The sequence below is a fragment of the Streptomyces sp. NBC_00885 genome (genome assembly GCF_045207475.1).
Lineage (GTDB): Bacteria > Actinomycetota > Actinomycetes > Streptomycetales > Streptomycetaceae > Streptomyces.
The window spans coordinates 2913593-2928025 of the sequence record NZ_CP108796.1 but is presented as its reverse complement, the minus strand read 5'-3'; the positions used below and the strand labels follow the sequence as shown (position 1 = coordinate 2928025).

Below are 14433 nucleotides of genomic sequence, written 5' to 3'. Positions count from 1 at the left end.
ACGGCAGGACCCCACGTGCGGCCACCGTCGCGCGATACGCGAAGAGTCATCACCACTGGCCACCTTGCTGCTTCTGCTTCTGCTTCTGCTTCTGCCGCAGCCACTGCGTCACCTGCGCGGTCTCATCGGGCGAGGCGGCGCGCAGGTCGTGCGCGCGGATGGTCGCGACGAAGTGGACGAATCTGACGCGCCGGTGATCGCCCTCGACGGCGAGGACCTTGCCGGGGCCGTAGACGTCGGTGCCGGTGTGGGCGACGAATGCGCCGGGGGCGTGGGGGGTGTCGGGCATGGGCGGGCCTCTCGCTCTGTGTGCGGAACTGCTCACAGAATGAGGTCGCGATGGCTACGCTCGGTAGGGGTTCGCACGTGACACCGGACAACGCACGCGGGGGAGTTGGGCATGGCGATCGAGGACAACCCGCAGTCGCGCGAGAGGTACGGCGAGGAGCTGCGCTCCCGGCGCGAAGCGGCCGGGCTCACCCAGGAGGAGCTGAGCCAGCGGGCGATCATGACCCGCACCCACATCGCGCACATCGAGGCGGGCAGGCGCAGACCGTCGGCGGACGACGCGCGGCGGCTTGATCAGGTGCTGGGGACGGGTGGGATCTTCGAACGGTTTCTGCCGACGCTGGACGGCCGGAGGGTGGCCGAACACTTCGAGGCCGCGAAGGAGATGGAGCAGCAGGCGTCGTTGATTCGAGAGTACGCGGCTGCCCTCGTGCCGGGGATCCTGCAGACCGAGGGCTATGCGCGCGCGGTGTTCCAGTCGGGCTTCCCGCTGAAGACGGATGAGGAGTGTGACAAGGCGCTCGTCACGCGCCTGGGCCGCGCCCACATCCTTGAGAACCCAAGGTCACCCGTGGTGTGGGCGCTGCTGGACGAGGCGGTGTTCCGGCGCCGCGTCGGTGGTCCGAACACCATGGCTGAACAGTTGTGGCATATCGTGGAGTTGGGCGAGCGACGCCGTGTCCGTGTTCACGTACTGCCATTCGGAGCGGGTGCCCACGCCCTGATGGAGAGCATGGTCTCGCTGATGTGGTTCGAGGACCTGCCGCCGGTTGTGTACGTGGAGGGCTGGAATACGGGCAAGGTCTGGGACCTTCCATCGGTGGTGCAACAGGGCATGGCTGCCTACGATCTCGCTCTGGGCGACGCGCTGTCGCACCGTGAGTCGCTGGCCCTTATCAGGTCCGTTGCAGAGGAGTACGAGCGTGAATCACAGTGAGCACGTCATCCGGGATGCTTCGGTGCCGCCGCTGTGGCGCAAGTCCAGCTACAGCGGCGCGAGTGAGGGCAGCTGCCTCGAAGTGAACGACGCCCACCCCACCCACATCCCCGTCCGCGACAGCAAGAACCCCAAGGGCCCAGTAGTTGTCTTTGGCAGCGCTGCCTGGACCACGTTTGCCGCCGCCGTCCAGAACAGCGACCTCAACTAGGCACGTCGTCCGCCGTGCCGATGATGGCCGGCCCGCAGCCTTCCGGGAGGTTTGCAACGACGAGCGCGTACGCCTCTTCGACGGTGTCGACCTCGCCGAGGCTGCCTATGGATCGGGCCCTCACCTTGAAGCCGCCTCCGACCAGGCGATACACAACGGGCACAAAGGAACCCGGATAGCCGGTGCACCGGCTGAGGTACAAGGTGCCGTGACTAACGCTGGGGAACAGCTCCCGCAGTCGGGGCTGTGCGTACGCGGCACGGACCGCCCGGGAGTCGATCAGTTCGTCGTCGTACGCCAGGATGCTCAGCCATCCCGCGGCCACCATGTCTGAGGCCGAGCTCACAGGTCGTCCGCCGTGCCGATGATGGCCGGTCCGCAGCCTTCAGGAAGGTTCGCCACCACCAGTGCGAATGCCTCCTCCAGGGTGGTCGGCTCGCCCAGGTTGACTCCGTCGGACTCGCGAACGACCTGGAAACCGCCGCCGGACAGGCGGTACACCACGGGCACGTCCGCGGGCGCAGGGAACCCGGTGCATCGGTTGAGGTACAGCACGCCATGGCTGACTACGGGGAACAGCTCCCGCAGCCGCGGCTGCGCGTACGCCGCGCGGGTCGTCGCGGGATTGATCTTGTGGTCGGCGTACGCCAGGACCGTCTGCCACTTGGCGGACACGATGTCCGCGGCGTCCCGGGAGGTCTCGTCATTCGTCATGTGGTGGGTTCACCTTCTCTTGGGCTTGGGCGGGGGATCGAGTTCCGGGATGTCAGGTCTGGGCACGTCAATTCGCTCGTTGTTCGAGTACCAGTGGATCGACTCCCACGACCTTCCGAGAAGCTCGTCCTCCGAGTCGCCGTGTGCGATGCCGCCTTCGTGCATGCGCACATTGCGGGCGACGACGTTCATCTCCCAGGCTGTCCCGGCACCGAGCGGACGGTTCCCTTCCTTGGTGCTGTACCCCTCGCCGTCCTGGACTGCCTGCTGGAACGCGGCCACGATGCTTTCTGGCGTGTTCCAGTTTCCTCTGACGCCGTCGCTGTTCGGCATACCGTCCAGAGTGATCGACAAGGTGGTGTTACGGTCGCCCACCGCGGCCATGACGTTCGTCATCCACACGGGCGCGCCACCTTCGATGCCGCCGTAGTCCGGCCCGTTGTAGGTGTGCGCTCCCAGGTCCGGATCGTCGGGGCGCTCACGCAAGTGCCTGGCCAGCGTGTCCGACGCGTCGGTCGGATCCTGGTTCAGGCCCAGCACCACGCTGTGCTTGTGCTCTCCACTCGATCTGTGCGGGCACCCCGCCAACCCCAGCGGGTCGATCCACCTCGTCGGGTTGTCCACGTACGCCACCGCGTTCGGCGCCGGCACCAACCCCAGCGGGTCCGGGGACACATAGCGCCCGGACTCCGGGTCGTAGTGCCGGTGCCGGTTGTAGTGGAGCTGCGACTCGGGGTCGAAGTACTGGCCCGGGAAGCGCAGCGGCGTATACGCCGTCGCCCCGCGGTTCCAGGTCGTCGTGCCCCACAGGGTGGCGCGGGTGTGCCAGGCCACCTCGCCCTGCTCGTCGACGAGTTCGCGCGGGGTACCGATCAGGTCCGTGACGATTGCGAAGAAGCGGCGGTCGACCTCGGCCTGGTCGAGGAGCCTGCGCTCGACCTGGGTGACCGGCTTCACGCCGTCGTGGTCCCAGGTCAGGGCGACGGTCTCCGGGGAGCCGGGGGTGTGGGTCGTCTGCTCGACAAGGGTGTCGCCGTCCCAGGTGAAGGTCACCTCCTCGGTGACCGACAGCCCGTCCCGTGACAGGCGCTGCTTCGCGATACGGCGGCCCAGCGGGTCGTACAGGTACCGCCAGCGCGTGCCGTCCGGGGTGGTGACCGATACCAGGCGGTCCTCCGCGTCCCAGCCGTAGTGCCAGGTGTCCGGTTTGCGGGAGAGGCGTGCCTTCTGGCGCAGCACCACCCGGCCCTGCGCATCGTGTTCGTAGCGGACCCTGCCCGCGCGGGTGATGCGGGTGCCGGCGTACTCGCGCCGGCCCCCGGCGGTGTCCCCCTTGGGCCAGGACGCCTCCGTCTGATTGCCGGCTTCGTCGTACGCGTAGCGCTCGCTCCAGTTCTCGGCGGTGACGCCCGTGACCCGGCCCTCCCGGGTCAGTTCGAGCTGCCGCCGGCCGCCGAGGTGGTCGTCGACCGAGGTGAGGTGGCCGTCGGGGCGATAGGTGTACGTGCGGCGCTGGACGGTCAGGTCGTCGGCGCCCCGTACCAGCTGGTCAGTGAGGCGTCCCACGGCGTCGTAGGCGTGGTCGATCGTCAGCGTCTCGCCGATGCGCCGAGTGGTCTCCCGGCCCGCCTCGTCGAACTCGAAGACCACCTGATGCCCCGACGCGTCCAGTTGGGCGCGTCGGTCCTCCGGGTAGGTCCATGAGCTGACCGCCCCCGTAGGGGTGGTGCGCTGCGTCCGACGACCGGCCTCGTCGTAGACATGGGTCAGTTCCCGGCCGTTGCAGATCTCCCGCAGGATCCGGCCGGGTTCGTCGCGCACGTACAACAGCTCGGCGTCCGGGCCGATCGCGCGGGCCAGCCGACCGCCGTCGTACGTGAAGCGCGTGACCGCGCCCTCGGCATCCTTGAGGACCACGCGTCCGGCCGTGTCGCGCTCATACCGGACCGTCTGTCCGAGACCGTTGCTCCGGCTCGCCAAACGGCCGAGTGCGTCGTGCGTGTACGTGAGGGTGCGGCCGTCGAAGTCTGTCTCGGACGACAGGCGGCTTGCGTGGTCGTATTCGTAACTCCAGGTGAGACCCTGGGGATTGGTGACGCGTGAGACGCGCAGTTCGGTGTCGTGAGCGAACTCGTGGCGTGCCCCGTCCGGTGTAGTGCGGGCTGCCACCAGGTCGAAGTGGGTGTACTCGAAGCGGGTCTCGCCGCCCATCGCGTCCGTGTGGACGAGGCAGTTGCCTTCGCCGTCGTACGTCCAGGACTGCTGTGACCCGTCCGGATCGGTCCGGCGCGCGAGCTTGCCCTCGACCGTCCACTCCAACTCGGTGACGCGGCCCTGCGGATCGGTGATGCGGGCCGCGCGGCCGAACGCGTCACGCTTGTAACGCGTGACAGCGCCGAGCTGACCTCGGATCGCGAGCGGAAGACCCGCCGCATCGCAGGAGAGCCGGTCCAGGGCACCCAGGGAGTCGTCGACTCCGGTGAGGTGGCCCCTCGTGTCGTGCGAGAGCCGGGTCGTCGTCCCGTTGGGGCGGGTGAAGACGGTCGGATTGCCGCGCTCGTCGTAGTCCTGACGCGACACGGAGCCGTCCGGGCCGGTTACGGACGTGAGCTGGTTCAGCTCGTTGTACTCAACCGTTGCCGACGTGCCGTCCGGGTGCGCGACGCCGGTGAGATTGCCCCGGTCGTCGTAGGTGTACGTGGTGGTCCGGCCGAGCGCGTCGGTGCGGGAGAGCAGGCGGTCGTACCGGTCCCATGCCTGGCGGACCGTGTTGCCCAGGGGATCCGTCTCTGCCACGACCTGGAGGTGGGCGTTGAGGTGGTAGACCTTCGTCGCGCCCGTCGAGTCCGTGTAGCGGGTGATTCGGTCGCCGGTCTCCGCGTGGACGTCGTACGCGAACGTCGAGGAGAGGTAGCCGTCCGGACCGACCGTACGGACGACGCGGCCCCCGGCGTCGTACACATACCGGAACGTGGAGTCGTTGCGGTCGGTCCACGAAGTGATGCGAGCGTCGGTGTCGTAGGTGAAGCGCTGCGGCAGGTCTGAGGAGTTGATGACCTCGGTGAGGTTGCCCAGGTCGTCGTAGCCGTAGCGCATGACGGTGACCGGGCCGTCCGGTGTGCGCAGGGAGAGAGCGGTGACGCGCTGGTCCTCGGCTGTCAGCTGGACGGTGTAGCCGCCGTCGTGGGTGACGGCGGCGGGGGAGCCGTCGGGGCGGCGGGAGAACGTGATGCGGTTGCCGTTGCGGTCGCTGAGGCCGGTGAGCCAGTACGCGGCTGACGTGCGGTACGGGCTGCCGGTGAATGAGCGGGTGAGGCCGGAGCGCGGGTCGGTGATCGAGTAGGTGGTCTCGTCGTCGTGCTGTCCGCCGTGGACGAGAGGCAGGCGCGGGCCCTCCACGGGGAGGACGGGTTCGCCGTCGGGACGAGGGAGTTCGGGGTAGACGAGGAGCGAACCGTCCTCGCGTGCCCAGATCGCGCCGACGCCCTGTTGGTCGAGTTCGATGCGCTCGTCGACGGTGGATGCCCAGCTTCGGCCGAACCACTGGCCGTAGCGGTATTCCGACAGATGGGTGCGGCGCAGGACGAGGGGGAGGACTCCCGGCAGAGACAGGTCTGTCTGCGGGAGCGTCATCTCGCCCGTCGCGACGTCGATCGGGTCGTTCTCGCACTTTTTCTTCTCGAGCGAGACGCCGTTCCGGCGCGTCTCGTCCTTGGCCTTGCGCAGCGAGTCCGGCTTCTTGCGCGACGAGGGGCCGTCGCTCTGGCCCCTCTTCCTGTCGCCAGGGCGGTCGCCCTTGCGCTCTTTCGCGAGACGGGCGCGAATATCGGCGTCGTTGTTCTTGTGGTCCTTGGAGATCTGCTTGACCGCCTTGGGAAGGCGCTCGCCGACGTGGTCGCCCATCGTCTTGACGGCCTTCTCCAGGGCGTCCATCGCCTTGTCCGCGACCGGGTCGATGGCCTCGGCGATGCTGTCGCGGCCTCGGGTGCGGCCGTGGTGGGACTTGGCCTTGGTGAGTTTGCCGGCGGTCTTGCCGTGGATGTTGACGCTGACGCCGTTGAGCTGGGTGGAGGCGTGGTCGTGTTCGCCGTGCTCGATGTGGAAACCCTTGCCCGGGCCCTTGCCGCCGCCACCGCCCGAGCCGCCCGCGGAGGCCAGGTGCATGGCCTCCTTCGAGCCCTGCACGCCTTCCTTGAAGCCGTCCTTGCCCGCCTGCTTGGCCTGGTCGAGGTCGACGCCGTCCTGCAAGCCCAGGGCGGTGGCGCCGAGTTGGACGACAAGGTCGGCGGCGAGGTTCTCGAGCGCGGCGACGGCCGGTTCGGTCATCGCGGCGACGACATAGCCGACCGCCTCCTCCAAGCACTCCTTGATCAGGCGCTTGACGACTTCCTGAGTCGCGCGCATGGCCCCGGCGCCTATGAGCGCGGACAGGCCACCCGTGACCGGAATCAGGGACAGGGCGATACCGGCCTCGGTGGCCAGATAGCCGAGCTGGACCAGCGCCGCGCCCTTCATGACTTCGATCGCCCCGGCGGCGGTGTCCAGCGCCCCGGCGATCGTGCGCGCCGCCGAGGCGATGTCCTTGATGTGCTTGTCCTTGACCTTGCCCCAGTGCTCGTTCAGCGCGTCGAGGGCCTCGCCGTGCCCCGACGAGAGCAGGCGCTGTACGTGATTGTTGGCCAGCTGGCCGTCGTCCTCGAGGTCCTCGGCGAACTCCCGCAAGGAGTCCGCCATGTCCCGGTACGCGTCCTCATCGACGTTCGGCCAGGAGACGCCGATGAGGTCCAGCAGAGTGTCCGCCCAGTCCGGCACGGTGACAGCCACGGCTCGAAGTCCCCCCGTATGAGACGCCGTTCGCAGAATGCATGTGCGAATACCGTCTCATGGGGGCGTGGAAACGATCAAGGTGACTTCACGCCGTGCGGCCACCGGGACTCAGTTCAGCATCGCCCGCGCCGCCCGTGCCCGCCCCTTGATCGTGTCCGCCGCGGCCCGGTCCACCGCCGCCACCAGGTCCGCGTACGCGTCCAGTTCCGCCGCGCCGGTGAGGAACTCCCCACGCTGGACGAGCAGTTGCGCCCGCTCGTAGCGCAGCCGTGCCGGATGCGAGGGCAGCAGCAGGGACAGGTCGACCGCCCACAGGGCGACGTCCGAGCGTTCCGGGCGGGTCGCCGCCCAGGCGCGGATGTTGTTGAGGATGCGCAGCACCACGTCCAGCGGATCCGCCGCCGTCAGCATCGACGGGTCGAGCGGCGCACCCGTCGCGCCCGCGACCAGCAGTTCCGCGTCCGAACCCGTCAGTGACCGGCCGCCCGCGAACGGGTCCACGAGGACCTGCTCGTCCGTAGCGGCCGGGTCGCCGAAGCCGACCACGAAGTGGCCGGGCAGGGCGACCCCGTACACCGGCGCCCCGGCACGGCGGGCGACCTCGATCCAGACCACCGACAGCAGGATGGGCAGGCCCCGGCGGCGCCGCAGGACCTCGTGCAGGAGGGAGGACTCCAGGCGCTGGTAGTCGCCGGGTGAGCCCCTGAAGCCGAGCCGTCCGCCGAGGAGATCGGCCAGCGCCGCCGCCCAGGCGCGGGGAGTGGAGAGACCGAAGGGGAGCAGTCCGGCCAGCCGGTCCAGTTCGATCTGGGCCGCGTCCAGGGCGGGGTCGTCGACGGCCGGGTCCGCCACCGCGCCCACCAGCAGGCACAGCGCCGCGAGGTCGGGTCGCTCGGAGCGGGCTTCCTCGGCGAACTGCTGCCGCCGGTCGGCGGACCGTTCGGCGGGCATGTCGGGGGATTCGTCGTGCATACGCGTTTCGTACCCGCCTACGCGGGCCGGAAGTGGTGATAGCGGTGATGGGTCGCGAAGCCCATCCCCTCGTACAGCGCACGAGCCGCGTCGTTGTCGGTCTCCACCTGCAGCCACGCGGCCGACGCGCCCTCCTCCAGCGCGCGCCGCGCGAGCGCGGTCATCACCTTGGTGGCCAGGCCCTGACGCCGGTACGCGGGGTCCACCTCCACAGCCATGAAGCCCGCCCAGCGTCCGTCGACCACACACCGCCCGATGGCCGCAGGTACCTCACCTTCGCCGGGTACGGTTGCGAACCACACGGAAGGGCCGCTTTCCAGGACGTGAAGCACATGTGGCCCGGGCACACCGAACCGCTGGTAGCGCCGCAGCCACGCCTCGTCGACGGAGCGCGCGAGCCGCACCCGCTCGACGTCCGCGTCCAGGTCGCCGATGGGCGCCAGGCCCCCGATCCGCACCTCCGCCGACACCTCGCGCAGCCAGCCGCGCGCCTCCAGCTGCGCGCAGAGCTCCTCCTGGGAGCCCGCCGCGCCGGTCGCGGTCTGTATGTAAGACGGCAGTCCCCGGTGCTCGTACCAGGCACGCACCTGCGCCAGCGCCTCGCCGAGAGGCAGCCCCGGGTCGCCGAGCGGCAGCACCGAGTTGGCCCGCCGGGTGAAGCCGGACGACGCCCGCAGCTCCCACTCGCCCAGCTGCTCGCTCTCCACCGGCTGCCAGGCGCGCGCCGTGACCCGCGCGAGCTCCTCGAAGTCCGCCGCCGGACCCCGCCGACGAGCCGGCGCGGCAGGGACGACCTTGCCCGCGACCAGGGACGATTCCGCGATACGGACGCTCTCTCCGGTCCGTCGTGTGATCAGCAGCACACCATGCTTCCAGGATGTGAGAACGCCGACCGTGTCGGTGAACTTCGTCAGCTCGCTGTCAGCATCGGTCAGGCGCCGGACTGATACACGTTTGCCCACGTCAGCAGGTGTAATACGGACCTCGAGCCGTCCGCCGCCGGTGAATTCCACAGGTCTGCGCGCCCCTCCTGTTCGGATCGTCCCCAAGAACGGAGATACTAGGGGCGGGCATCGACGACGCCGCGCTCCCGCGCAATGCCAGCCCTACCGAGGAGGAACGACAGCGTGACCTACGTCATCGCGCAGCCTTGTGTCGACGTCAAGGACAAGGCGTGCATCGAGGAGTGCCCCGTCGACTGCATCTACGAGGGCTCCCGGTCCTTGTACATCCACCCGGACGAATGCGTCGACTGTGGTGCTTGTGAGCCGGTCTGCCCGGTCGAGGCGATCTTCTACGAGGACGACACCCCCGAGGAGTGGAAGGACTACTACAAGGCGAACGTCGAGTTCTTCGACGATCTCGGTTCGCCCGGTGGTGCTTCCAAGCTCGGCCTGATCGAGCGCGACCACCCCTTCATCGCCGCACTTCCGCCGCAGAACCAGTAGGACACGCGGCGGGTGCTCCCCCGGTCCCGTACGGCTTCGTCGTCCGTACGGGACCGAAGCGTTCAACCCGGAAAGACAGAAAGAGAAGCCCGTGTCCGCAGTCTCTTCGCGCCTTCCCGTCTTCCCCTGGGACAAGCTCGAGCCGTACAAGGCGACGGCTGCCGCCCACCCCGACGGCATCGTGGACCTCTCCGTCGGCACTCCGGTCGACCCCGTCCCGTACCTGATCCAAAAGGCCCTGGTCGCGGCCGCCGACTCGCCCGGCTATCCGACGGTGTGGGGCACGGTCGAGCTGCGGAACGCGCTGACCGGCTGGGTCGAGCGGCGCCTCGGCGCGGTCGACGTCGCGCACGCGAATGTCCTGCCCGTCGTCGGCTCCAAGGAGCTGGTGGCCTGGCTGCCGACCCAGCTGGGTCTGGGCCCGGGCGACAGGATCGCCCACCCCCGGCTCGCGTATCCGACGTACGAGGTCGGCGCGCGGCTGGCCCGCGCGGAGGCCGTCGTCTACGACGACCCGACCGAGCTCGACCCGGCCGGACTCAAGCTGCTCTGGCTCAACTCGCCCTCCAACCCGACCGGCCGCGTGCTGGCCAAGGACGAGCTGACCCGTATCGTCGCCTGGGCCCGCGAGCACGGCGTGCTGGTCTTCAGCGACGAGTGCTATCTGGAGCTGGGCTGGGAGGCGGAGCCGGTCTCGGTGCTGCACCCTGATGTCTGCGGCGGTACGTACGAGGGTGTCGTCGCCGTCCACTCGCTCTCCAAGCGCTCCAACCTGGCCGGCTATCGCGCGGCCTTCATCGCCGGTGACGAGAGCGTGCTGGGCGAGCTGCTGCAGATCCGCAAGCACGGCGGCATGATGACGCCCGCGCCGGTGCAGGCCGCCACGGTCGTGGCGCTCGGCGACGACGTCCATGTCGGCGAGCAGAGGGCGCGGTACGCGGCCCGGCGTACCGCTCTGCGCACCGCACTGGAGGCGCACGGCTTCCGGATCGAGCACAGCGAGGCCAGCCTCTATCTGTGGGCGACGCGCGACGAGCCGTGCTGGGACACGGTGGCACACCTGGCGGAGCGCGGCATTCTGGTGGCGCCGGGCGACTTCTACGGGACTGCAGGTGAGCATTTCGTACGGGTGGCCTTCACGGCGACCGACGAGCGCGTCGAGGCCGCGGTCAAGCGCCTGGGCTGAGTCGGGCCGAGCACGTGCGAAGGGGCCCCGGGAGTACAGACTCCCTGGGCCCCTTCGGTGTGTACGGACTAGCCGAGCGGGGACCCCAAGGGCAGCTGCTCGGTGGGCAGACCGCCGCCGACGGGGAGGTCGCCTCCGCCGGGCAGGCCGCTGCCGACGGGGAGACCGCCGAGCGACTGCGTCGCGGTGCCGGCGGTGCCGCCCACGACCTCGCCGGCGCTGCCCGCGGTGTCACCGGCCATCTCCTGGGCGGTGCCGGGCGCCGACTTGCCGGCCGTTCCGACGGTCTTGCCGGCCTTGTCGACGGCCTTGCCCGCGGTCGGAACGGCCTTCTTGACCGCGTTGCCGCCGGTCTTGCCCGCCAGGTCGGTGGCCTTGTGCGACGCACCGTCGACCGTGTCGCCGAGTTCGTCCGTGTCGAGCGCGGTCAGGCCGCCCACCGGAGCCTGCGGAAGTTCCACGGCGCCTGCGGAGCCGGCCGCACCGACCACGGGGGCTGCTCCCGCCGCGACGATCAGCGCGGCACGGGCGATCCGACGGGTCAGGGGGAGGGACATGATGCTCCTAGAGACGAGAAGGACTGTGGTTCGGACGCAGTGACAACCGCCGGAAGGGCGGGAGAAGTTGCGGTGCCCCGAGGTAAAGAGTTTGCAATGCGTCGCATTATCGGCTTCGGATAAAGACGGGCAAACATTCCATTGCGCAACCGCCTGCCGAACCGTCACTTCCCGTTCCTTGCAAGGGAATTGGAGGATCGGTCGCTCCTGGGCCGAACAGCCGCGAGTGCTTCTCGTCCCGAGATGAGTGGAGTGCCTCGTTCGGGGGAGTGCCCGGATCAGCGTGCGAGGCGAATTCGTACGTCGGTGGCACCGGAATCCGCCGTGGACCCCTCCGACGGCGCGTTCTTGCCGGCGGAATGCCAGCCCTTGTCGGAATTCCGCGCGCTCCACACCCGGCCCCGGTACGAGACCTCCGCGATGCGCAGCCCGTCCGCCCGCGCCACCGCCCAGTGCGCCAGCTCCCAGCCCCGCTGGGTGGCCCCGCCGCCGTACGTCCCGGCCGTCGACGGCACCGGTACGGACACCTCGCGCGGGCCGGGCGCTCCCGTCCGGCCGGAGGCCCGTGCCTTCGGCAGCACCTCGGGACCGAACGCCCGCACCAGCTCGGCCCGGACCTTCCCCGGGTCGCCCGCCGTGTCGCCCGCCGTGTGGTCCTGGCGCGACTCGCAGGTCAGAGCCCCGCCCGCGCGACCGGTCAGGGCCGCGGCCAGCAGCGTCGCATCGGGCTCGTGCTTCGCGTACGCCTGTGGGAAACCACTGCGCTGGACGCGCTGTGCGGCGACCGTCAGCGGGAGCCGCGAATAGCCGGGGACCTCGGCGAGATGCTCGTAGAACTTCCCGGCGGAGTAGACGGGGTCGAGGATCTGGGCGGCCGTGCCCCACCCCTTCGACGGGCGCTGCTGGAAGAGGCCGAGCGAGTCCCGGTCGCCGTGCCCGAGGTTGCGCAGCCCCGACTCCTGGAGAGCCGTCGCGAGCGCGATGGTGACCGCACGCTCCGGCATGCCGCGGGTGGTGCCGACCGCGGAGATCGTCGCGGCGTTCGCGGCCTGCTCGGCGCTGAGTTCGTACCTGGGGCCGCCGTCCTCGCCGTGGGTCCGGACCGTGCAGCGCGCAGCGCCCCCGCCGGTGACGTACTGCACGACGACGTAACCGATCAGTGCCAGCAGCACGGCGAACGCGGCCGCGATACGCAGGAGGCGGCCGCGCCGGACTGGGGAGGCGGTCTCGGACACGGTGCCCACCGTACTGGAGCCCGCGTTAAGGTCGGAGCCATGCCCGACACCGTGCTTGACCTCACTCTTGATGCCCCGGCGCTCACCGCCGCCCTCGTCGACTTCCCGTCGGTCAGCGGCACCGAGAAGCCCCTGGCCGACGCCATCGAAGAGGCATTGCGCGACCTGCCGCACCTCACCGTCGACCGGCACGGGAACAACGTCGTCGCCCGCACCTACCTCGGGCACAGCGAGCGGGTCATCCTCGCCGGGCACATCGACACCGTCCCGATCGCGGACAACGTGCCCTCCCGGCTGGACGAGAACGGCGTGCTCTGGGGCTGCGGCACGAGCGACATGAAGTCGGGCGTCGCGCTCCAGCTGCGCATCGCCGCGACCGTCCCCGAGCCCAACCGCGATCTCACCTTCGTCTTCTACGACAACGAAGAGGTCGCCGCACACCTCAACGGTCTGGGTCATGTGGCCGAAGCCCACCCCGACTGGCTGGAGGGTGACTTCGCGGTCCTCCTGGAGCCCTCCGACGCCCAGGTCGAGGGCGGCTGCCAGGGCACGCTGCGGGTCTTTCTCCGTACGACGGGGGAGCGGGCACACTCCGCGCGCAGCTGGATGGGGTCCAATGCCATTCACGCCGCGGCCCCGATCCTGGCCCGCCTCGCCGCGTACAAGCCGAGGCGGCCGGTGATCGACGGCCTCGAGTACCGGGAGGGGCTCAACGCCGTAGGGATCGAGGGCGGCGTCGCCAGCAACGTCATCCCCGACCAGTGCACCGTCGTCGTCAACTACCGCTACGCACCCGACCTCACCGAGGAACAGGCCCTGGCGCATGTCCACGAGGTCTTCGCGGACTGCGGCGTCGAGGAGTTCGTGGTGGATGACCACTCGGGCGGAGCGCTGCCGGGGCTCTCGCACCCGGCCGCGGCCGCGTTCATGGAGGCCGTCGGCGGCAGCGCGCAGCCCAAGTTCGGCTGGACGGACGTCTCACGCTTCAGCGGGCTGGGGGTGCCCGCGGTCAACTACGGACCGGGCGACGCGCTCTTCGCCCACAAGCGGGACGAGCACGTCGCCGTGGAGAAGATCACGCACTGCGAGACCCGGCTCCGCGACTGGCTCACTGCCCGACAGCCCTGATTTCACATGTCGTAACGTTCGCCGACCTACCCTGGGCCGAAGCATTGATGTTCGGCGGAGGGAGCAGGTCATGGGCAACCCCGAGGGACCCGAGGGTTTGCGGGCGCTGGCGGAACAGCGACTGGGACCGGTGCTGCGCCGCAGGCAGCAGGTCCAGCCCGGCACCACCGATCAGCGGCTGCTGGACACCGAGGGCGACTCCGAGTGGGTGCACACCGACCCCTGGCGGGTCATGCGCATCCAGTCGGAGTTCGTTGAGGGCTTCGGCGCGCTCGCCGAACTGCCCAGCGCGATCAGCGTCTTCGGCTCGGCCCGCACGGCGCCGGGAACCCCCGAGTACGAGACGGGTGTCCGCATCGGCAAGGCCCTCGTCGACGCCGGCTTCGCGGTGATCACGGGCGGCGGCCCGGGCGCGATGGAGGCGGCGAACAAGGGCGCGCGGGAGGCGGAGGGCATCTCGGTAGGCCTGGGCATCGAGCTCCCCTTCGAGCAGGGGCTCAACCAGCACGTCGACATCGGCGTGAACTTCCGCTACTTCTTCGTCCGCAAGACGATGTTCGTGAAGTACGCGCAGGGCTTCGTGGTCCTGCCGGGCGGCCTCGGCACGCTGGACGAACTGTTCGAGGCGCTCACCCTGGTCCAGACGCGGAAGGTCACGCGCTTCCCGATCGTGCTGTTCGGTACGGAGTACTGGAGCGGCCTGGTGGACTGGCTGCGGAACACGGTGGTGGCGCAGGGGAAGGCGTCGGAGCACGATCTGCTGCTGTTCCATGTGACGGACGACGTGGAGGAGGCGGTCTCGATGGTGACGAAGGAGACGGGCCGGTAGGCGGGGGCGCTGCCCCCGGACCCCCGCGCCTCAATCGCCGGCGGAAATTCAGCCCGTCCGGCGTTTGAGGACATGCGGCCGAAGGTCGCATACGGGGGTCT

The 14433-nt window shown here is 69.7% G+C and carries 14 protein-coding genes; 6 read left to right on the top strand and 8 right to left on the bottom strand.

Annotation, left to right across the window (positions count from 1 at the left end):
• Positions 1–49: 49 nt before the first annotated feature.
• Entirely contained in the window at positions 50–289 is a 240-nt protein-coding gene (locus OHA61_RS12840) for a hypothetical protein (RefSeq protein WP_406303173.1), read from the bottom strand.
• Between the two features lie 111 nt (positions 290–400).
• On the opposite strand from OHA61_RS12840, the gene OHA61_RS12835 reads away from it, so the two are divergent.
• Both OHA61_RS12835 and OHA61_RS12830 read left to right on the top strand, forming a co-directional pair.
• Positions 401–1225: a Scr1 family TA system antitoxin-like transcriptional regulator gene (locus tag OHA61_RS12835; protein ID WP_406303172.1), complete on the top strand. Its 825-nt coding sequence runs from the start codon at positions 401–403 to the stop codon at positions 1223–1225.
• Positions 1212–1436, top strand: coding sequence for a DUF397 domain-containing protein (locus OHA61_RS12830; protein ID WP_406303171.1), 225 nt, complete (start codon positions 1212–1214; stop codon positions 1434–1436). The genes OHA61_RS12835 and OHA61_RS12830 overlap by 14 nt, the downstream gene beginning before the upstream one ends.
• Here the strand turns inward: OHA61_RS12830 and OHA61_RS12825 are convergent.
• The 5 genes from OHA61_RS12825 to OHA61_RS12805 all read right to left on the bottom strand — a co-directional run bounded on the left by OHA61_RS12825 (position 1429) and on the right by OHA61_RS12805 (position 8962).
• The gene (locus tag OHA61_RS12825) at positions 1429–1782 is read right to left on the bottom strand and encodes a DUF6193 family natural product biosynthesis protein (protein WP_406303170.1); all 354 of its coding nucleotides are present in this window, start codon (positions 1780–1782) and stop codon (positions 1429–1431) included. The genes OHA61_RS12830 and OHA61_RS12825 overlap by 8 nt on opposite strands.
• A complete protein-coding gene (locus OHA61_RS12820) occupies positions 1779–2150 on the bottom strand; it encodes a DUF6193 family natural product biosynthesis protein (protein ID WP_406303169.1) in 372 nt (123 codons plus the stop codon). Before OHA61_RS12820 ends, OHA61_RS12825 begins: the two co-directional genes overlap by 4 nt.
• Positions 2151–2159: 9 nt before the next feature.
• On the bottom strand, positions 2160–6974 hold the full coding sequence (locus tag OHA61_RS12815; protein WP_406303168.1) for an RHS repeat-associated core domain-containing protein: 4815 nt from the start codon (positions 6972–6974) through the stop codon (positions 2160–2162).
• Positions 6975–7085: 111 nt separating this feature from the next.
• The gene (locus OHA61_RS12810) at positions 7086–7949 is read right to left on the bottom strand and encodes a transglutaminase-like domain-containing protein (RefSeq protein WP_406303167.1); all 864 of its coding nucleotides are present in this window, start codon (positions 7947–7949) and stop codon (positions 7086–7088) included.
• A 17-nt stretch (positions 7950–7966) separates the two neighbouring features.
• Positions 7967–8962, bottom strand: a complete 996-nt coding sequence (locus tag OHA61_RS12805) for a GNAT family N-acetyltransferase (protein WP_406303166.1) — start codon at positions 8960–8962, stop codon at positions 7967–7969.
• A 114-nt stretch (positions 8963–9076) separates the two neighbouring features.
• On the opposite strand from OHA61_RS12805, the gene fdxA reads away from it, so the two are divergent.
• Together fdxA and OHA61_RS12795 are read left to right on the top strand one after the other, a co-directional pair.
• On the top strand, positions 9077–9397 hold the full coding sequence (gene fdxA / locus OHA61_RS12800; protein ID WP_266487120.1) for a ferredoxin: 321 nt from the start codon (positions 9077–9079) through the stop codon (positions 9395–9397).
• 91 nt (positions 9398–9488) lie between these two features.
• Positions 9489–10583, top strand: a complete 1095-nt coding sequence (locus OHA61_RS12795; protein WP_406303165.1) for a bifunctional succinyldiaminopimelate transaminase/glutamate-prephenate aminotransferase — start codon at positions 9489–9491, stop codon at positions 10581–10583.
• Positions 10584–10651: 68 nt separating this feature from the next.
• Here OHA61_RS12795 and OHA61_RS12790 read toward each other — a convergent pair whose 3' ends face one another.
• Positions 10652–11140, bottom strand: coding sequence for an ATP-binding protein (locus OHA61_RS12790; protein ID WP_406303164.1), 489 nt, complete (start codon positions 11138–11140; stop codon positions 10652–10654).
• A 278-nt stretch (positions 11141–11418) separates the two neighbouring features.
• Entirely contained in the window at positions 11419–12375 is a 957-nt protein-coding gene (locus OHA61_RS12785) for a hypothetical protein (RefSeq protein WP_406303163.1), read from the bottom strand.
• Positions 12376–12414: 39 nt separating this feature from the next.
• Here OHA61_RS12785 and dapE point away from each other — a divergent pair, with 39 nt between their 5' ends.
• Both dapE and OHA61_RS12775 read left to right on the top strand, forming a co-directional pair.
• Positions 12415–13503, top strand: a complete 1089-nt coding sequence (gene dapE / locus OHA61_RS12780; protein ID WP_406303162.1) for a succinyl-diaminopimelate desuccinylase — start codon at positions 12415–12417, stop codon at positions 13501–13503.
• 70 nt (positions 13504–13573) lie between these two features.
• On the top strand, positions 13574–14332 hold the full coding sequence (locus OHA61_RS12775) for a TIGR00730 family Rossman fold protein (protein ID WP_266487127.1): 759 nt from the start codon (positions 13574–13576) through the stop codon (positions 14330–14332).
• Positions 14333–14433: the final 101 nt, after the last annotated feature.